Here is an 18,518-nt window from a genome sequence, read left to right as displayed (position 1 = left end):
TGCTTGGCTTTTTTTAATCATGGGAGTAAAAATAATTCAGTTTTTTAAGACAAGTTAAATGCAAATTTGGTATCAAACTAAGTTTGTGAAAAAAACTACCTTAGCATCTTAATTTAAGAGTATGACCATTCAAGAGCGAATTGAAAATTCAAAGACTACCATTTTTAAAGCCGTTTTTCCAAACACTACAAATCATTACGATACCCTATTTGGAGGAACTGCCATGCAATCCATGGACGAGACCGCTTTTATAACAGCAACTAGGTTTAGCAGACAACGTATGGTAACTGTAAGTAGTGATAAAATTGATTTTAAAAAACCAATACCAGCTGGAACAATAATTGAACTAATAGGACTTGTAACCTACGTTGGCAATACAAGCCTAAAAGTGAGAGTAGATATTTTTGTAGAAGAGATGTATACAGAATTCAGAGAAAAAGCGGTGACTGGAGAATTCACCTTCGTAGCTATAGATGAAGACAAAAATCCTGTCAAAGTAGTTTAGAACGTTTTTTCTGATTTTATTTCCGTTATAATTTACGCTTAACGATATTCAGCTTAGGCTTAATCTTAAAATTAATGTAAAATCCAGAGATTTAGAACCTCTGAAGGTGATAAGTTAACTTACATTATTTACTTTTATAGTGTCGTTAGGAGTGCTGAAAGGCTGAGAGTATATCCTAGAACCTGAACTGAATAATATCAGCGTAGGAAAACGAAACAAAAATTGAGGAAAAATCAATAAACCGTTTCGTGTATTCACATGAAGCGGTTTTTTTAATTGTATACAAAAATGAAATCATTAAAAGGAATTTATGCTGTTACAGACGAAGTACTAACTCCAAAATCTACCATTGTAAAACAGGTAGAAGAAGCCTTGGAGGCAGGAGCCAAAGTCATACAACTAAGAGATAAGTCTTCTACAGATGACGAACTAGAGCCTATTGCTAAATCTCTGCAAGCTTTGTGTGACCAAAAAAACGCCACTTTTTTTATAAATGACCGAGTGCAATTAGCCAAAAAAATAGGTGCTGATGGAGTTCACGTTGGTTTCTCCGATCAAACTGTAAAGGAAACTCGAGAAGAAGTTGGAGAAAAAATGCTTATTGGAGTGTCCTGCTACGGAGATATAGAACGCGCAAAACAAGCGGTAAAAGATGGAGCCGATTATGTGGCATTTGGTGCTTTTTATCCCTCCAAAACCAAGCCTAAAGCCGATGTGGTAAGCAAAGAAGTTATTTCCAAAGCTAAAGCAGAACTCAATGTCCCTGTCTGTGTCATAGGGGGAATCAATCGTAAAAACATCAATGAAATTGTCGATTTTCAACCAGATTTATATGCTTTGGTAAGTGATATTTTTGAATCTGAAAGTATAAAACAAACGGTTACAGAATTAAACGAACTCATCTCAAAATCAGAATAAAATGAAACTAGCTATCGAATGGTTTTTAAACCCGGACCACTTACCAATAATCGTTGCCGAAGAAAAGGGGTTTTTGAAAAAAAAAGGAATTACCGATTTTGAATTGATAGTTCCAACAGACCACTACGATGGACTTCAAGATCTCATTGAAGGAAACATACAATTCGCGACCAACGAACCTTTACACCTCATTGAGCAGTATCATCCAGAATTCCTTTCTCTTGGAACTTATTTTGAAACCAAAGGCGGTGTTATCATGAAAACAACTTCTTATGAAGCCTTAAAGAAAGGGGAGAAAATCCAAGTGGCCACTCCAGTTTCTAATGAGAAAACTAATGGTATTGGACTTGAAATTATAAAGCGCTATGCGGCTAAACAAGGCGTAAACATCAAGCCTTCACAGGTTGAATTTGTTGCTAAGGATTTTTATCTTATCAAACACATGAAAGAGGGTGCAGATGCAGGATGGCTGTATTTTTACAATTTTGAAGGTATTGAAGCTAAGCATGAAAATATGGATGTCATCCATATGGACGCCGATTCGGCCGGGTTCGCTAATTTTTGTGCTTTAGATCTTTTCACTTCAAAATCGTATTATCAAAAAGATAAAGAAAAAGTAAATGCATTCGTAGAAGCTATCCAAGAGGCTATTCAATTTATTGAAACAAATCCAGAGGAAGCTTATGGTATTTACTATGCGTATACAAAAGAAAAATCAACTCCATTGATGGACGATATCTTGAAAGCTACAGCCAAATGTTTTAGTAAAGATTTTGAATCTTCATCGGAAAAAGAGCTTCCTATTTTGAAGTTCTTTAATGAGATCGGCGTCACAGATTTAAGTGAAGATAAATTCAAAAAAGCATTTTTAAATTAAAAGCAATGTTAGAAAATCAAATTTACGAACAACTATCAAATTTAAAATCCAAAACTCCTCTTGTAGAGGCCATTACCAATTATGTGACTATAAACGATTGTGCTAATATATTGTTGAGTATTGGTGCATCACCAGCCATGTGTGAATCTGCAGATGAAGCTTATGATTTTACGAAACTTGCCAACGCTGTTTACCTAAATATTGGAACCTTAACCAAAGAGCAGGAGTTAGCGATGCTACAAGCCGTTAAAGCAGCAGATGAGCTCAACATACCCGTGATTTTGGACCCAGTAGGATGTGCAGCTATCCCAAGACGAATTGGTTTTATAGATAAGTTAAGATCTTTTGGTAAAGTAGATATTATTAAAGGTAATCTTGGCGAGATCAAATCTTTGGCAGGAGTAGAAACTAAAGTGCGTGGAGTGGATTCCTTAGATAAGGGTGAGGATGGTGTAGAAGTTTGTCAACAACTAGCTAAAGATTGGAAATGTATTGTTGCAGCTTCAGGCAAAATTGATATTATAACCGACGGAGAAATAACAGCACTTGTTCATAATGGCGATGACATGCTAACCAAAGTCACAGGTTCTGGGTGTATGCTTGGGGCACTTACTGCTGGATTTTGCGGAGCCAACACGGATAATTTATTGGCCTCTTGTATAGCGAGTTTTTTGAGTATGGGAATAGCTGGCGAACATGCTGCCCAGCACAATAGAGGGTGTTATCCTGGCAGTTTTAGAGTATTTCTTATCGATGAAATATATAAACTTACTGATACGATTTTGAGAGATAAATCCAAGATTGAATTTGTTTAATTCGTATAATACCATATGATTAACCACTATCAAAATAATTGAATTATGAATTATAAATGGTTTCCTAAGACAATTGATCTAGTACATCCATTAATGAACCAAATTAAAAATCATGCGTTCATTAAAGAGTTAAGTGAAGGAACTTTAAGTGCTGAACAATTCCATTTTTATATGCATCAAGATGCCTTTTATCTAACTATTTACGGGAAGGTACTGGGTAATATCGCTACCCAATTAAAAGACCCTGATCATTCGTTGGACTATATGAGTTTTGCGAATGGAACTATTGAAGTTGAAAAAGCCTTGCACAAAGAATTTATAAGTCAATTGGGAGGATTTAAGCCACCAGAGAAATCTCCAACTTGTAGCTTGTATACTGGTTTTCTTACTGAAGTTTATCAGTACGATTCTATAGAAGTGAGCTTATCTGCTGTTTTGCCTTGTTTCTGGATTTATAAAGAAGTCGGGGATTATTTGCTGTCAATTGCCAACACAAACAATAATCCTTACCAAAAGTGGATGGATACCTATGGAGGTGAGGATTTTTCAAATTCTGTAGATCGTGCTATTGAAATTACAGAGTATTATGCTGAAAATACAACGTCCAAAGTAAGAGAAGAAATGACAGAAGCTTTTCTAAAGACTGCACAACTGGAATGGATGTTTTGGGATAGTGCGTATCGCAAGGAAAAGTGGCCAGTTTGAGCTAAAAAAACCATCATTAATAAATGACTAAAAATGAAAACTTACCCAAAGCTTTTAATTATAGCAGGAAGTGATTCTGGAGGTGGTGCAGGCATACAAGCTGATATAAAGTCGGCTGGAGCCTGCGGAGCTTATTCTGCAACAGTAATTACTGCTATTACAGCCCAGAACACCCTTGGTGTAAACGCCATTGAAGGAGTTTCTCCTCAGATGATTGCAAATCAATTTACAGCAGTGATGGAGGATATTGGAGCAGATGCCGTAAAAATAGGAATGCTTCATTCTAAAGAGGTGATCGAAGAGGTTGCAAAACATCTTCAACATTACAAACCAAAACATATCGTTATAGATCCCGTTATGGTAGCAACTTCTGGTGATCGTTTGCTTCAGGAAGATGCTATACAAGCCTTGATGGATCAAATAATACCGCAGGCAGAAGTGATGACACCTAATGTTCCCGAAATGGAGCTTCTACTAGGTGAAAATATTAAAAATTCTATGGAGTTTTCAGAGTATGCAAAAGCTTTGGCCGAAAAGTTTAAGGTCTCTGTATTACTTAAAGCTGGACACCTAAAAGGTGATAAATCTGTCGATATTTTATTCAATGTTAAAACAAAACAGATAACAAAATTGAGTTCCCCAAGAATCACAACCAAAAATACGCATGGTACAGGGTGTAGTCTATCTTCTGCATTGGCAAGTTATTTGGCTCAAGGTTTTAGTTTAGAAGAAGCGTCTCAAAAAGCAAAAACATTTATTTACCAAGCTATCAAAGCGGGTGGTGACTATAAAATAGGCAAAGGCTCAGGCCCAATTCATCATTTTTATAAGTTGGAGGGTTGACCTCTTGGATTTTGAGCTAACTTTTATTTTTATCAATAAATGTATTAATACGTTGTTCTAAAATCGGTAAGGTGACAACCCCTTGTTCAAGAATAACTTCATGAAACTCACGGATATCAAAGCCACTGCCAAGCATTTTTTCAGCTTTCGCTCGTAATTCGCGAATTTTGATCTCACCAATCTTGTAAGAAACGGCTTGTCCTGGCCATGAAATATAGCGATCTACTTCGGTATTGATATTGTGTAACGAAAGGGCTGTCTCTTTGGTGAAATAGTCTACAGCTTCCTCTCGAGTCCATCCCATGGCATGAATGCCCGTATCTATAACCAAACGACAAGCACGCCATTGTTCGTAAGTCAATTTTCCAAATCGCTCATAGGCGGTGGTATAAATCCCCATTTCTTCAGCAAGGAACTCAGAGTACAAACCCCAACCTTCTCCATAGGCGGATAAATACATGTTTTTTCTAAAATCAGGAATGCTATCGCCAAGCTCTGCATTAAGAGCGTTTTGTAAATGATGTCCAGGCACCGCTTCGTGAGCGGTTAACGACGGTAAAACATACAAAGGCCGGTTGGGCAAGTTATAGGTGTTGACCCAGTAATAGCCAGGTTGAGTGTCATTGGAAGCGCCAATATAGCGGCCTGTGGTATATTTAGGAGCAATGGCATCGGGGACTTTTGTGACACCGTAGGGTTTCCTAGGTAAAGTTTTGAAATAAGCCGGGAGTTTGGCATCGATACGTTTGGCTATATCACGGGCTTCTTTTAAAAGTTCTTCTCCAGTTTTAGCATAAAACTGCTCATCGGTTCTAAGGAAGTAGATGAACTCTTCAAAGCTCCCCTCAAAATCGACTTCTGCTATGATAGCTTTCATTTCTGAATTGATTCTCGCCACTTCATCCAAACCAATTTGATGAATGTCTTCAGCAGTTAAATCCAAGGTTGTATAGTAATTTAACCGATTTTGATAGTAGGCTTCGCCTTGTGGTCCTTCTGAAACTCCTAAAGTGGTTTTAGTAGTGGGTAAATATTCCGTTTCAAAAAAGCTTTTAACACGCTTAAATTGTGGAATGACGTTGGCTTTTATGGCCGTTCTTGCTGCTTGCATTACAGAGTCTTTTTGAGATTCTGATAGGGTAGAGGGTAAGTTCTGAAAAGGTTCGTAAAAATAACTGTCTTCAGGCTGGTCAACGATTTGAGAATCGTAAGTCGACTCATAGCCTTCAAAAATCACTCGGGGTTGGGTGATGCCTTTTTTTAAGCCTTGTCTCAGAAGTTTAAAATGTTGGTCCACATAAGTAGGAATAGCATTGAGTTTATTGAGATAAGCTTTCACTTGCTCATAAGTGTTGAGGTCTCTCACTTCATAAGATAGACTAAGATGGAAACCAGAATCGGACAGCAGTGGATTTAAGTAGGCTTCAAACTCATAGAAGTCCACTGTTTCCTTGAGCTTAAACTTTAGCATTTCTAATGAAATCTGTTCAGTTTCTGAAAGTTGGCTGTTATCCATTTCAGCTAAATCGGTAAGGAGTTGACTCGCAAAATTTGCTTCTTGTTGGTAATAAGCTTTTGTGTATAAACCCAAGGGATAGATTTTTTGGTCGTAACCTTTATGGTCTTGATAGGTCTGTATAATAGAGTCTAAGCTTTGACTCGGTGTTTGACTCCAAAGTGAGTTGCAAACTATAAAAATGATAATTACACTTAAATTTGATTTCATAAAATTGATGTTTAGATTACAGAATAGGCTAAGCTGAACAGAGTCACATTTTATATCGACTTTGTTTTTTAGCTTTTGTTTTTGAGTTTTAAAATCTGATAGATAAAAACTCCAAGATAAAAAGTTGCCAAAACAAACCAGACATAGCCAAACCAATTATCCTGACCATTAAAGCCTACCTTGAAAAAGCCTGCCAAAAGCCAGATGATACCGAATACCAAATTCAAATATACATAGCGCTTTGCCTTTTTCATTGGTTAAACATAAAGATAATTTATATTTCGATACCCAGATTTCAGTTTATATAAAAGTGATGCTATTAAAAAAAATATTTGTTTAGGTTAAAACTTAATTACTTAGACCTCACAGGTTTCTAAAACCTGTGAGGTCTAAGTAATTTTAAAAACATGTATTTGTTTAAATATTGGTTAAGCATTTGGAAATCTAAGTTTGCTCATCTCAGTCTTAAGCCAACTTAAACCCTTCAGTTGAAACTTTTCATAAGACTGGGGTACCAAATTAGTTTCGCATTTTAAGAAATGTATCGAAGAGTATTAATCTAACTTTAGCAAAATCATTTTAATTAATTCTGATAAGAAAATAATTACTTTAATTCTGGAATTATTCCATCGCTTTTATAGTATAACCTGCTCTCCTTAGCAAATTAATCACTCCATTGTTACCGGCCAAATGGGCGGCTCCAAAGGCAAAAAAAGTTGAGGTTTCCTTTGCTTTTTCTTCGATGACTGGGATCCATTTTTTGTTACGATTATCCAGGAAGTCTTCGGCGTATAAGTTCATGCTAGATTCTTGCTCTGTCATAAACTTCATGAGTCCGTCCAGGTCTTTTGCCTCGTATCTTCTGAGCATTTCTTGGTAAACACGGCTATTCTCCTCTGCGGGTTTACTTGCCATCTCTAGGAGTTCATCAACTTGTTCCTGATAAGGTATTTTATCGATCATATTGACTTGATCCATTAAGGTTTCAAGGCCGATGATGGATTTTTCTTTTGCTTTCGCCTGTTCCATAAAATACATATCATAACCTTGTGGAGTCGAGCAGCTCATAAAACTTGTTACAGCCATAGCACTCAAAAAGAATGGTTTTATGCTTTGCATCATGCCAAAATTCATTCCTTGTACTTTACCTTTAAAAAATGCCTCGAGCTGTTTCAATTCCTCATCGTTAGCAAAATCGGATAGTTTTTTGCCGTCTTTCATGTACATGTTTTGCATCATGACTGTCATCATATTGGGGTCTGCCATATTAATCTCCAAAGCGAGTTGCTCCGTAGAGTCGAAAGCTTGCTTTACATTGTCAGAAATCTTGACTTCGCAAGCCAGGTGAATTGTACCGTAGAGGTAAGAGTCGGCAGTTAACCCATTGCCGCTAACTTTCCAAAACAAGGCATTTTCTGTGGATTGCGCTTGCCCTGTGAGTGATAAAGCACAGCCGAGAAATAAAATAAATAGAAATTTGATTTTCATAAAAATTGGTTTTAAGTTTTTTAATTGAATTTAAATTTACTGAAAAGGTTTTTGTCATCTGGAATATTTATGCTTTGCAGATATTGAATTAAGTCTGGCATCGACTCTTCATCAATTACTTTAGGGTTAATCTTTAGATTTACTTTTTCAGATTTAAGAAGATATCCCTTGTTGGTACCTTTTATTTCAAGAATATCCTCGATAAGGATTTTTTTTTTAAACTATACAGTTTGTTCTTTTTGATGATGCCATTCTCAATGATGAGGTACTGGTGCTTTACATCATAAAGGTATTGGAAAGTCATACTCAGACCAGCTGCCAAATATAGATAGCCGGAGATCATTGGACTTGCATCGAAAATGAAATATGCCGAACCTAAACACGTCATTAAAATACCGATGTTTAGGTTGTAACGTAATCGTTTTTTTTTTGAATTTGATTTTCATGAATATAGATTCTAAACTTTCAATCCTGTATTAAGCTTGCTGTAGAGATTATTTTCTGAAGGTAAATTCAGTTGTCCTAAAAACTGAGTCAATTCTTTGAGTGATTCTTCATCAATTAAGTTTGGGTCGAATCTTAAGTTGATGTCTTCAGATTTGAGAAGATAATCAAGGCCAATTTTTTCAATTTCTGAGATCTCATTGACTTGAATTTTAGTATTTGAGCTGTAGAGATTATTTTTCTGTATCACTCCATCTTCAATAGTGAGGTATTGGTTCTCCTTCTTATAAAGATACCGATATATAAAATTGGATATAGGAATTAAATGTAGAAATAAAATTAAGGGCTCAAATCTTTTTACAACCCAATAAAATATGGCTATACCAAACCAAAAAATCGCCAGTAGTAGGTTATTAAAAATGTTACTCTTTTTGTATTTGATTTTCATGATTTTGAACGTTTAAATCCAGGATTATTAAATGTTTATTTTCTTCTGAAGATATTTAAACGCCCATAAACTACAAGTAGAATCCCGATTGCAGTTGATATTCCAAGGAAAAAACTAATCGCAGAATTTTCAAAGAAATAATGAACTGTAAATGCAGCAATGAATATTACTATTCCCAGCATTCTGACTTTATTGAATTTCATAACTGTAATAATTTTTTATCAAAAACTAGTTTCAAGGCAATCTCTTTTTTAAAATCGGTAACCCAATCCTGCTTTAAAGATATTGAAATTATCGTCTATATCTGGATTTGGTCTTTCAAAGCCAAAATCAAAAGTGATAAAATCATACTGAGCCTGGATGTATAGTCTCGAAGAAATATCAAACGCAAGACTAAAATTAAGGTTTATCGCTCCCTCTGTTTCGGTATTACTGTCAAAATTTGCAAAAGGTTCTGAATTGATCAAATTGTAAATTACCAAAGTGTAACCGGCACCTATTTTAGGATGAAGCCTTGGCAAAGTTTCAATATTTAGCTCTCCAAAAGCCCTTGGTTGAATCATGTAGACGTAAGCGTCTATCAATTGGGGACTGATATCGTCTTGTAACTTATAAACCCCTGCATTTAGGGACGTTCCAATAGTTACAAAATTCAATTCTGAAAGTCGGTAATTGGCACCAACATCTACAATACCATCGTAAGCCTCGCCGATATAACTATTACCAAAAGTTATAGGATAATTGACTTCCAGGCTCAATTTTGAATCTTGAGCAATGGCTTTTACTGAAACTATCAGCAAGGCAGCACAGAGTGTACTTTTAAAACAGTTGAATACCATATTACTTTTGGTTGTGATGAATTGAATGTTAATTGATCGTTTAGGTCTATGAAATTTAAATGAAAGACCAGGGTTTTTAAATTTTGATCAGCTCTTGTTTACAGGTGTTAATTTAAATTTAGTTCTTTTATTTCCATTCATGCCTAGTGGAGAAAAATTGGTTTCTGTGTCCATAACTCCGTCATATAAAATCCAATATCCTTTATCGATATCAAATTCCGCAGTTGCTTTGTGAGATATTTTCATGTACGTTTCTTTGTAAGCTGATTCTTTTGAAAACATGGACATGAATCTATTATCAAATTCTCCAGAAACAAACTCTTGCAAATCGTATTTTATGACTGCAATTTTATTTCCATTCAGGATCTTTATTTCACTAAGTCTTACTGTATTGTTCTTGTAAGTCGAGTCAGCTTTGAAATTCTGGTCCATCGAAATCATATTTACATCCAAACTCCATGCATCTCCAACCTTTACGGAGGCCGTTGGTAGTTCAAATAAAATCGAAATGATATTGTTTTGAGCTCTTTTGTAGTAATAGCTTAATAGTTTTCCTTCAGGACTAACTTTACCTCTTAAAGCTACATTACCGTTCATTTTTGCAATTCCTGAGAAAATCGATTTTGTAGAGTCTGCTCTATTTTCTTTTAGCATCATAGCGATGTCAACGTTTCCATTTTTGTCTGGAAACAGTTTTGTTTCATAGTTCAGGTTGAAAAATTGTTTTTGCATGAGTTGTAATAAGCCGTTCATATTACTTCTGATGGAATCGGTTTCAGTTTGTGATTTACTGCTTCCATAAATGGTATCTCTCATAACAGTATGGTACGTTAATGTATCTGCTATTTTCCATTTTAAATCTACAGACTCTTCAACACTGTCGGTTTGCGCATTAGAAAAAAGACTTACCAGGTAAAGGATGAGGATGAGGACAAGTTTGATCATGATTTTTTTATTAATGTAATTAATTCATCTCTAAAGAGTATAGCTCATTAAAGTCTATCAATTTATGTTCAGGTGACGAATTATAAAATAATTTAAAAAAGTCTGTATGAGATGAGCCAAATAAAATCAAAATTCTTTCATCAGGTGAATTAATATTTCTTTCAATGTGATTTAAAATTCTCATATTTCGACTTACCAAGCTTAAAGTTAATATGTCAGCGCCATCTGTATTTTCATATCCAAAGGTCCCTGCAAACAAGCTGTAAAATCCTCTTTTCTGACTTATTGGTGAATTTAATATTTTGAAATAATCAAGCATTGAATTTTCTAATTTTAAGCTATCATCTATTTCATACCATTTCATGTACCTTTTACCGATGTCACTTTCTAAAAAATCTTTTTGTAAATCAAAGCCTTTGCTTAAATCTGAAGCGTAGTTTTTAGTTTCTGGTTTACTATATAATGTCTGAAAGATTGTTTTTTCATCTACACCATATAAAGTGTCAAGTTCAAAATTATCCATCAATCTGTAAGCCAGTTGATCAATTTCATCAGCTGTTAGTTTATAATTTCCATTTTTGTAATTCCTGTAATTTTTCATTAGAATATTATCCTTATTAAAATCTTCAACAAATATTTTTGTTGGCTTAAACAGAGATATATATTCTACCAGCTCTTGAATTTCTTTTTGTCTTTTTTTAGACAAAATATCAACCCTTTTGTCTTTATCAGTCTTATATAAATCCTGATCATAATAGGCAAAATGGAATGTGCCTACCAGAAGGACTTCTGGACGCTTATTACCTCCGATTAGAATTTGATCTGGGTCGGTTTGCGCATTAGAAAAAAGACTTACCAAGTAAAGGATGAGGATGAGGACAAGTTTGATCATGATTGGGGGAGTTAATTTAATTGGTAAATGGATGATTTTTTATAATTGAATTATTTCATCAATATGGGCTTTAAACTTTATTCTTTTTCGTTCATGAAAGTTTCCGTGTTCTATTTCAAAACTTTTGTTGTATTGATTTACTTCAACCCATTTAATGAATTTAGGATTTATAAACGGGCCTATTTCAAATAGATTTTGCATTGGAGCGTCATCAAATTCTGAAACGGCTACCAGTACATCATGTGAAACCTCAGAGCTTGGGTTTCCTGCACTTCCAATTCCGTTATCTAAAATATATACTCTAACTGATAGATAGGTTTCTTTGTTTTCAGCAACTTGTTTAATGTCATTTAATGCTTTGACTAAACGATCATTATCAGAGGTTCCAATCCTGAAGTTAGATTGACTCAATAACAATTGTGGCAACAAAGTAACAATGAAAAAACAAAAAGCAAGATTAAATTTCATGTTACAGAAAGTTTCTAAGTTAATTTGATGACTCAACAAAACGTGCGTTTTTATAGGCCTCATCATAAGCCTCTTTTGTTCCTTCCCAATCCAAGACAGCGTTAATTGTAATTAGAGTGAATACGCCTAAAAAGAAGAAGGCTACGTCTCTGGATTTGATTTTCATTCTTTTGGTTATTTAGGATAATTTCAATTTTTTAAAAAAATGGATTTTTTTATTTTACTTAAAATCGATCCCATATTTTAAACTGAATTATAGAACTAGACACCAAGAGTTTCAGAAATTAAAGTTTTATAATCCTGAACATCTCTTGAATATTTCTTCTGAATTCTAAACCAGACTACAATTCCAATCGCTAAAATCAGAGCTGCAACGCCGTAGGCTAAGCTACCTTCAATTTTACCTGAAATAACCGCAATGAAAAGTGCTAAACCCAGAATGATATCTGTAGCGATAACTAAAACCCATAGAAAATGCTGGTTAAAGGAAATTTCTACCTGAGCCTTGTCTGGGGCCTCAGCCTTTGATAATTTTCCTTTCACAATGATACTATTGAGAAAAAACAGGTACCAGGGGTATAAAATTCTCCTTCGCATTTTGAAAGTTATTGAATTTTTATCCTGGTTCATCTTGAACACTAAACCAGTAACAGGTCTGAATGCCAACTTTAGTTTTTGACTTACCTCTTTGGGGTGGTCATCTATCTTAAAATTCCAGGTTTTCATAAGGTTGGTTTAAGGATTGGTTTCAGTCAGGGGTATGAAAATTTTAAGTGAAAATAGTAATTTATTTTAATTGACGTTGAAAACTAAGTCTAATTCAAAATATCTTTCAATTTTTCATTTAGCTTTTCACCGCGTAAATTTCGTCCAACGATAATCCCGTCGTTGTCAATCAGGAAATTGTCAGGAATTCCATTTAATCCATAAATCATGGATGCCGTATTGTTCCTTTTTAAATCACTTACTTGTAGCCATGGTAAATTATCTTCTTCAATAGCTTTTAACCATTTCTCTTTTTGGATGTCCTCAGACACCGCAAAAATTTCAAATCCTTTGTCTTTGAATTCGTTATAGGTGTTTACCAAATTTGGATTTTCCTGTCTGCAAGGTCCACAGTTTGAAGCCCAAAATTCCAACAGCACCAATTCACCTTCAACTTCCGATAAACGTTTCATTTCGCCACGGGTATCCGGCATTTCGAAATCGATGTACTGGTCTCCGATTTCAGGATTCTGATTCAGCTCGATAAATTTTGAAATGCTTTTTCCGTAGTCGGAGTTTTTGTTATTCTCTGAAAAGTTGTCAAACAGCTCTTTCGATTTCTTTTTTCCCCAAGTCGATGAAAAGACAGATAGAAGATAAGCCGCATGAAGGCTATTGGGATGATTGTTTACAAACTCCAGGTCTTTTTGCAGGCGCTCATTTCTGGGTAGTGAATCCGTTTGTTTGCTTAGTTGCTGACTTAAATCTTCCTCTTTTGAACCTTTCACCGTTGCCTTTTTGAAGTCTGAACCTGAAGCCTCAAATGTCATGGGACTATCTTCCAACCACAAGAAGCGATAGTGAGAAAAGTCCTTATTAGCATTTTAAAGCTATTTATCCAGCTGGTGGTGGCGGTGGGGCTAAATTTGTTTTCTCATCTTTAATCATCAATTTATCCTGATCAATGTAGGAAATGATTTGAGAAGCTTTTTTAAAAACCTTTTTAATTATCCCTTTTTCATTTACTATTAAATGAGTTGGATATACAGTAAGCTTAAGTTTATTTTCAATTAAATGCTCTTGATTTGGTAAAACATCGTATTTGAATTCATTTTTCTTCAGAAAATTCAGTAGAGGTTCTCTTTCATTTGTTGCAAGACTTAAAAACTGTATATCTTTATTTTTATAAATGTCGACAAATTCATTTAATTCTGGCATCTCAGCTATACACGCTTTACAATTTATAAACCATGTTTTGATGACTGTCGTCTTCCCTTCAAATTTTTTATTACTGTATTCTATTCCATTGACGTCAGTAACCTTAAAATCAGGAAATTTAGTTCCCTCCATTTTAAAAAGCTCAAAAGCTCTGTAGGCATCATTTTTCATAACATTTGAAATTTCATTATCTAGATCTTTTGGTAACCTATAAAGCTTATAGGCGGTTAAGTCCTTTTCAGAATCAATCTCGATAGTGATGTAATCTCCAGATATTAATTTCTTTAAAAAATCTTCTTTTGATATTTTTTCGGAGTCTTCATTCAGCGCTTCAAAGTCAGAGGTTAATGCTATTTCATTGTAATGATAAGACCACCAATTTTTATAATCGGATATTAAATAATCATAACTTTTTATGGGTCTAATAACTTCTTCTTTTTTAACTACATTTTTTTCTTCTGGACTCTCTTTACAAGAGATGAGGGGGGCGACAAAGACTAATAGAATAATGATTAGGTTTTTCATAATGATGGTTTTAATTTTTAGTTAATCTGTTTATGACGATATATTTTTTAAAATAATGCATATCGTCTTATACAAAAACTGTGCAGGTGGGCGTGTTTGTCCGCATAACAATCTGCTAAGCAAGCGAGCACGATTTTTTATTATTGATTGTTTTTATATGTTGTTTTGCAACGTTTTTCCAAGAAATCCAAGAGATTATTTAAAAGCTTTAGCCCATATCATTCTTGAACTATTGCAACAACAGAAAATTTATTATCCGCTAGAGTGGTGTCAATTTCAAAGCGAATTTTATTTACTGAAAAATTTGAATTGTGATTTTCACGGATTAGTTTTACAATCCTTGATCTTTCTTTAGTAAAAGTGGATTTTTTTAGAGATTGTCCCTTTTTAAACTCAGTTTTATTTTTTTGACGTTCCAATAATTGTTTAACTCTATTATCTTTAACGTCAAAGACAACCTTTTCTAATTTATAATCTATATTAAAGTCTGAAGATTGTTTTGCCGTTGAACAACTAATTATTGTAACACACATTAAAAATGCAGCGAAAATCAGTTTAAATGTTTTCATAATTATCTGTTTTAGATTTATTTAATCATTCTAAGTTAAGCTTTTTCAATTACTCCTAATTTTCCACAATGTTCCGCTACTTTGGCTAGTAGATTCATAGTACTAGCTTAATTTTCGGTTTCTCTTATACGTTTCTAAATATTTCAAAACTTTGGTTTTAGCTCATAGTAGCTGTTGTCCATACTAGATGTTGCCACACGTTTTCATTTTTCCTCGTTTAATCTCTTGTATCAATTCCTGTCTTGTCAGCAAATCCAAATAATCGTATTAGTCCAAATGTACCAATCAATCCTATGAATGAGGCTATTAAGTCGTAAGGATCATAGACGTTATTTCCACCTAAGTTGTGGAATTTCAGTTCTTGAGATATAACATAAATAGTTGTAACACTTGATGCAAGTATATGGACATGTTTTATTTTCATTGAACCGAATTTCTTACTGAAATGTTGACGCATTTGCAAAAGTATTCCTGTTGAAATAAGCGTTACAATTATCGCTTCTATCAAATTTGGAATTGAGAATGTTACGATTTTAATGAATTCAGGCATATCGTTTTCTAAAATCCAATTTCTGATGTACAACTTATTTAGAATAAAGGCCAAAATTGATATGCCGAATAAGTATAAAACATATTTTTTTATCTGTATTTCTTTCATTTTCTTAAAAGGGGCTAGAACGGTCCGCGCATATAGCTTTTGGCGATGATTTGCAAACAAGCGTTATAGTTAAGGACTAATTTTTTTAAAAATACAATAATTTTCGGTTTAGCCTAAACCCTAGCCATTTGCTATATGCGGTGTTGTGTTTTCGTACTTTCTTTTAGACAGTTTATATGTCGTTCAATTTTTCAATGTCAAAGCCTGTTTTTTGAGACTTTTCATACATCCAAATTTGTGCTTGCTCTATGATTGAGTCAATGGTTTTATTCATCCAATATGCTGACCCAATTTTTTCGCTCTCAGGAATAAATGAATCGTGAAAACCTATCGACATATTAATAAGTTTTTCTTTTTTATCGATAACTTTCAAAGATGAAAAAATATGAGATTTTTCTAAATGGACAAATGAATTACCTGCTTTATATATTTTAGTAACCCATTCCATTTTTTCAATTTTAGACATTTCAGTATAAAGAGTTACATCACTCAGCTTTTGCTTAGTCGTCCCAAGTTTCATTTTATTTATCAATTCACCATTCATTACTTTTGATGCAAATGTATTTCTATCGTATGCCGAAATAATTGATGCATACAATCTTAATAATGTGTCAATATTTATTCTAACTAATGGGGCGGCAGCGATAAAATTATTATCTCTAATTAGACTTGTATATGCTTTGGAAATGTTAACTGTTCTATTAAGAGAAGCTATTAAATAAATATCAAATGTTTCTAGTTTGGGAGTAATGGCTTTTAATTGTTTTCCCATATTAATAATTGCTTTTGACTTATTATCAATTTCAATTAGTAATTCTTCTTTTGTTAAGTTATCATATTGCATTTATTTTTTTTTAGTATGAAACACAACGGGTTATATGATTACCAAACCAATCATTATCCCATCTTAGAAACGTGATAAAAACAGATTTTAGTAAGATTCGCTAGTTATTTGATAGCTAAACTAGCGTATTCTTATGATTAATGACAAGAGATGATATAAAAGTTTTATGAAAGTTATCTCCAAAACCGTGAGGGAATGCAGTTGAAATTGTGGATAACACCCTTTGGTATGAATCTTTGAGAAATTTGAATATCGCCGAGAGAGTGAAATTATAACTTGATTGAGTCGTGAAATTTGGTTTTAAAAGGTGAATTAGAATGACATTACAAATCTTAAATCTCAAATTCTAAATTAAAACCACCTTAGCCCCGATAGAAGTGAAAAGCCCAAGGTGCAGGTGCGCTGAAAAACTCAAGACCAAAAGCGATTTTATGAGCTCTTTGAGTCTTTCTAGTTTTTGCCAGCAGATGCAGCTGGACTTGAAACGGATAGCGGGAATAGCTCCTGAAGATTATTCTGATTTAAGCGGTGAACTCTTTGTAAACAATGTAGATGCCCATGAGGAGGACGAACCAGCCAAAGCCTTTTTTAAGCTTTTTGCCGTCGATAAATTTGTTGAGCCAGATGCCTAGAAAAATACCGACGACGGAGAGTCCGGTGAAAATTCCCAGGAAGGACCACTCAATATCTATATTTTGGACGTCGCCCAAGAACCCAATTAAGGACTTGACGGCGATAATAAGCAATGAGGTCGCCACAGCTTTTTTCATAGGGAGTTTGGCAAGCAACACCAAAGCTGGAATGATAAGAAATCCTCCTCCTGCGCCTACAATTCCCGTAAGGAATCCAACGACAATTCCTTCGACTATGATGAGAGGATAATTGTATTTGACCTCCACTTCTATATCGTTCAGTTCTTCTTTTTTGTTTTTGATCATGGAATAAGAGGCCAAAAGCATAATCAGTGCGAAAAACAGCATGATGCCTACGTCTTTGGTCACTTCGAAGTCGGCAACGGTAAAAAGGGAGTCAGGAATGGCGGGAACTGCATATTTTCGTGTCGCATAAACGGCAATAAACGCCGGAATGGCAAATACGGTGGCTGTTTTGATGTCCACCAGACCCTTTTGCATATTGCGCACGGCGCCCACCAAACTTGCTGTACCCACGACAAAAAGCGAATAGGCGGTTGCTGTGACCGGATCTTCCATGAGTAAATACACCAACACTGGAACTGTAAGAATTGAGCCTCCGCCTCCTATGAGCCCAAGAACTATTCCTATGATGAGTGCTCCAAAAAAACCTAATATCTCTATTATTTCCATGAGGTAAATTTCCTTTTTTAAAATACAAATGTAGAACGCAACTAAAGCTGAGGCAGTAACTTTGGTTACATTGAAAGTAGGGCTTTCAATTGATTTTGAAAGATTATTAATTATCTTAGCCAAAAAATAGATAATGGCACTGGAACAAGAAGTAATGACTAAAATGAAAGAAGCGATGAAAGCAAAAGATTCTGTTGCTTTAGCTTCTTTAAGATCTATAAAAAGTGAAATTTTGAAGGCTAAAACCGCCTCATCCAATAAGGAAGACATGAGTGAAGCGGATGAGTTGAAGTTGGTTCAAAAACTGGTAAAACAAAGAAAAGATAGTGCTGACTTGTATCTGGAGCAGGACCGTAAAGATCTGGCTGATGCAGAATTGGAAGAGGCTAAAATCATCGAACAATTTCTACCAGCACAATTGAGTGAAGAGGAAGTGGGGAAGGAGGTAAAAGCTATTATTGCTGAAACCGGCGCCGACTCGATGAAAGACATGGGAAAAGTGATGGGCTTGGCTACGCAAAAGCTTGCCGGTAGAGCTGATGGCAAAACTATTTCTAAAATTGTAAAAGAGAACTTGTCTTAAGATAGATTAGTATTGTAATTTTGCAATGTAAATATATTTCCGCTTTCGCGGGAATTTGAGGCCGCGTGGCGCAACTGAATAGCGCATCAGATTTCGGCTCTGAGGGTTGGGGGTTTGAATCCCTCCGCGGTCACGAATAAATAGAAACACCTTATTTAAAATCAAGCTTGCTTGAAAT

The 18,518-nt window shown here is 34.7% G+C and carries 24 protein-coding genes, 1 tRNA gene and 1 riboswitch; of the genes, 8 read left to right on the top strand and 17 right to left on the bottom strand.

Features of this window, described 5'->3' with window-relative positions; translation table 11 throughout:
• Nucleotides 1–121: 121 nt before the first annotated feature.
• From LB449_RS08435 to thiD, 6 genes are all read left to right on the top strand, one after another.
• On the top strand, nt 122–505 hold the full coding sequence (locus LB449_RS08435; RefSeq protein ID WP_003442418.1) for an acyl-CoA thioesterase: 384 nt from the start codon (nt 122–124) through the stop codon (nt 503–505).
• 137 nt (nt 506–642) lie between these two features.
• Nucleotides 643–731: riboswitch (TPP riboswitch) on the top strand.
• Nucleotides 732–793: 62 nt separating this feature from the next.
• On the top strand, nt 794–1,423 hold the full coding sequence (thiE, locus tag LB449_RS08430) for a thiamine phosphate synthase (RefSeq protein ID WP_003442419.1): 630 nt from the start codon (nt 794–796) through the stop codon (nt 1,421–1,423).
• A 1-nt stretch (nt 1,424) separates the two neighbouring features.
• Nucleotides 1,425–2,300 carry an ABC transporter substrate-binding protein gene (locus LB449_RS08425; protein WP_224454664.1) on the top strand — a complete coding sequence of 292 codons (876 nt, stop codon included), beginning with the start codon at nt 1,425–1,427 and terminating at the stop codon, nt 2,298–2,300.
• Nucleotides 2,301–2,305: 5 nt separating this feature from the next.
• The gene (gene thiM / locus LB449_RS08420) at nt 2,306–3,115 is read left to right on the top strand and encodes a hydroxyethylthiazole kinase (protein ID WP_224454663.1); all 810 of its coding nucleotides are present in this window, start codon (nt 2,306–2,308) and stop codon (nt 3,113–3,115) included.
• A gap of 45 nt (nt 3,116–3,160) precedes the next feature.
• Nucleotides 3,161–3,820: a thiaminase II gene (gene tenA / locus LB449_RS08415; protein WP_224454662.1), complete on the top strand. Its 660-nt coding sequence runs from the start codon at nt 3,161–3,163 to the stop codon at nt 3,818–3,820.
• Nucleotides 3,821–3,853: 33 nt separating this feature from the next.
• Nucleotides 3,854–4,663, top strand: coding sequence for a bifunctional hydroxymethylpyrimidine kinase/phosphomethylpyrimidine kinase (gene thiD, locus LB449_RS08410; protein ID WP_224454661.1), 810 nt, complete (start codon nt 3,854–3,856; stop codon nt 4,661–4,663).
• A 16-nt stretch (nt 4,664–4,679) separates the two neighbouring features.
• Here the strand turns inward: thiD and LB449_RS08405 are convergent, their stop codons facing one another.
• The 17 genes from LB449_RS08405 to LB449_RS08325 all read right to left on the bottom strand — a co-directional run bounded on the left by LB449_RS08405 (nt 4,680) and on the right by LB449_RS08325 (nt 17,757).
• Nucleotides 4,680–6,389: a DUF885 domain-containing protein gene (locus LB449_RS08405; RefSeq protein WP_224454660.1), complete on the bottom strand. Its 1,710-nt coding sequence runs from the start codon at nt 6,387–6,389 to the stop codon at nt 4,680–4,682.
• 68 nt (nt 6,390–6,457) lie between these two features.
• Nucleotides 6,458–6,643: a hypothetical protein gene (locus LB449_RS08400; RefSeq protein ID WP_224454659.1), complete on the bottom strand. Its 186-nt coding sequence runs from the start codon at nt 6,641–6,643 to the stop codon at nt 6,458–6,460.
• A 367-nt stretch (nt 6,644–7,010) separates the two neighbouring features.
• Nucleotides 7,011–7,877: a TraB/GumN family protein gene (locus LB449_RS08395; RefSeq protein WP_224454658.1), complete on the bottom strand. Its 867-nt coding sequence runs from the start codon at nt 7,875–7,877 to the stop codon at nt 7,011–7,013.
• 457 nt (nt 7,878–8,334) lie between these two features.
• A complete protein-coding gene (locus LB449_RS08390) occupies nt 8,335–8,769 on the bottom strand; it encodes a GspE family protein (protein ID WP_224454657.1) in 435 nt (144 codons plus the stop codon).
• 35 nt (nt 8,770–8,804) lie between these two features.
• A complete protein-coding gene (locus LB449_RS08385; protein WP_224454656.1) occupies nt 8,805–8,951 on the bottom strand; it encodes a hypothetical protein in 147 nt (48 codons plus the stop codon).
• A gap of 69 nt (nt 8,952–9,020) precedes the next feature.
• On the bottom strand, nt 9,021–9,608 hold the full coding sequence (locus LB449_RS08380; RefSeq protein ID WP_224454655.1) for an outer membrane beta-barrel protein: 588 nt from the start codon (nt 9,606–9,608) through the stop codon (nt 9,021–9,023).
• An 87-nt stretch (nt 9,609–9,695) separates the two neighbouring features.
• Nucleotides 9,696–10,553, bottom strand: coding sequence for a hypothetical protein (locus LB449_RS08375; protein WP_224454653.1), 858 nt, complete (start codon nt 10,551–10,553; stop codon nt 9,696–9,698).
• A 19-nt stretch (nt 10,554–10,572) separates the two neighbouring features.
• Nucleotides 10,573–11,445, bottom strand: a complete 873-nt coding sequence (locus LB449_RS08370) for a DUF5694 domain-containing protein (RefSeq protein ID WP_224454650.1) — start codon at nt 11,443–11,445, stop codon at nt 10,573–10,575.
• 39 nt (nt 11,446–11,484) lie between these two features.
• Nucleotides 11,485–11,913, bottom strand: a complete 429-nt coding sequence (locus tag LB449_RS08365) for a hypothetical protein (protein ID WP_224454649.1) — start codon at nt 11,911–11,913, stop codon at nt 11,485–11,487.
• Nucleotides 11,914–11,932: 19 nt separating this feature from the next.
• The gene (locus LB449_RS08360; RefSeq protein ID WP_224454648.1) at nt 11,933–12,079 is read right to left on the bottom strand and encodes a hypothetical protein; all 147 of its coding nucleotides are present in this window, start codon (nt 12,077–12,079) and stop codon (nt 11,933–11,935) included.
• Nucleotides 12,080–12,174: 95 nt separating this feature from the next.
• Entirely contained in the window at nt 12,175–12,639 is a 465-nt protein-coding gene (locus LB449_RS08355; RefSeq protein ID WP_224454646.1) for a DUF423 domain-containing protein, read from the bottom strand.
• An 89-nt stretch (nt 12,640–12,728) separates the two neighbouring features.
• Nucleotides 12,729–13,448, bottom strand: coding sequence for a TlpA family protein disulfide reductase (locus tag LB449_RS08350; protein ID WP_224454645.1), 720 nt, complete (start codon nt 13,446–13,448; stop codon nt 12,729–12,731).
• A gap of 64 nt (nt 13,449–13,512) precedes the next feature.
• Nucleotides 13,513–14,361: a TlpA family protein disulfide reductase gene (locus LB449_RS08345; protein WP_224454640.1), complete on the bottom strand. Its 849-nt coding sequence runs from the start codon at nt 14,359–14,361 to the stop codon at nt 13,513–13,515.
• Between the two features lie 218 nt (nt 14,362–14,579).
• Nucleotides 14,580–14,930: a hypothetical protein gene (locus LB449_RS08340; RefSeq protein WP_224454638.1), complete on the bottom strand. Its 351-nt coding sequence runs from the start codon at nt 14,928–14,930 to the stop codon at nt 14,580–14,582.
• Between the two features lie 217 nt (nt 14,931–15,147).
• The gene (locus LB449_RS08335) at nt 15,148–15,534 is read right to left on the bottom strand and encodes a hypothetical protein (RefSeq protein ID WP_224454637.1); all 387 of its coding nucleotides are present in this window, start codon (nt 15,532–15,534) and stop codon (nt 15,148–15,150) included.
• A gap of 226 nt (nt 15,535–15,760) precedes the next feature.
• Nucleotides 15,761–16,432: a hypothetical protein gene (locus LB449_RS08330; RefSeq protein WP_224454636.1), complete on the bottom strand. Its 672-nt coding sequence runs from the start codon at nt 16,430–16,432 to the stop codon at nt 15,761–15,763.
• A 521-nt stretch (nt 16,433–16,953) separates the two neighbouring features.
• Nucleotides 16,954–17,757 carry a sulfite exporter TauE/SafE family protein gene (locus LB449_RS08325; RefSeq protein ID WP_224454886.1) on the bottom strand — a complete coding sequence of 268 codons (804 nt, stop codon included), beginning with the start codon at nt 17,755–17,757 and terminating at the stop codon, nt 16,954–16,956.
• A gap of 133 nt (nt 17,758–17,890) precedes the next feature.
• Here LB449_RS08325 and LB449_RS08320 point away from each other — a divergent pair, with 133 nt between their 5' ends.
• Together LB449_RS08320 and LB449_RS08315 are read left to right on the top strand one after the other, a co-directional pair.
• The gene (locus LB449_RS08320; protein WP_224454633.1) at nt 17,891–18,340 is read left to right on the top strand and encodes a GatB/YqeY domain-containing protein; all 450 of its coding nucleotides are present in this window, start codon (nt 17,891–17,893) and stop codon (nt 18,338–18,340) included.
• 59 nt (nt 18,341–18,399) lie between these two features.
• A tRNA-Arg gene (locus tag LB449_RS08315) sits at nt 18,400–18,473 on the top strand.
• The last annotated feature ends 45 nt before the right edge of the window (nt 18,474–18,518 follow it).

This window comes from Psychroflexus lacisalsi (assembly GCF_020164495.1).
Taxonomy (GTDB): domain Bacteria; phylum Bacteroidota; class Bacteroidia; order Flavobacteriales; family Flavobacteriaceae; genus Psychroflexus; species Psychroflexus lacisalsi.
This window is presented reverse-complemented; position numbering and strand designations above follow the sequence as displayed.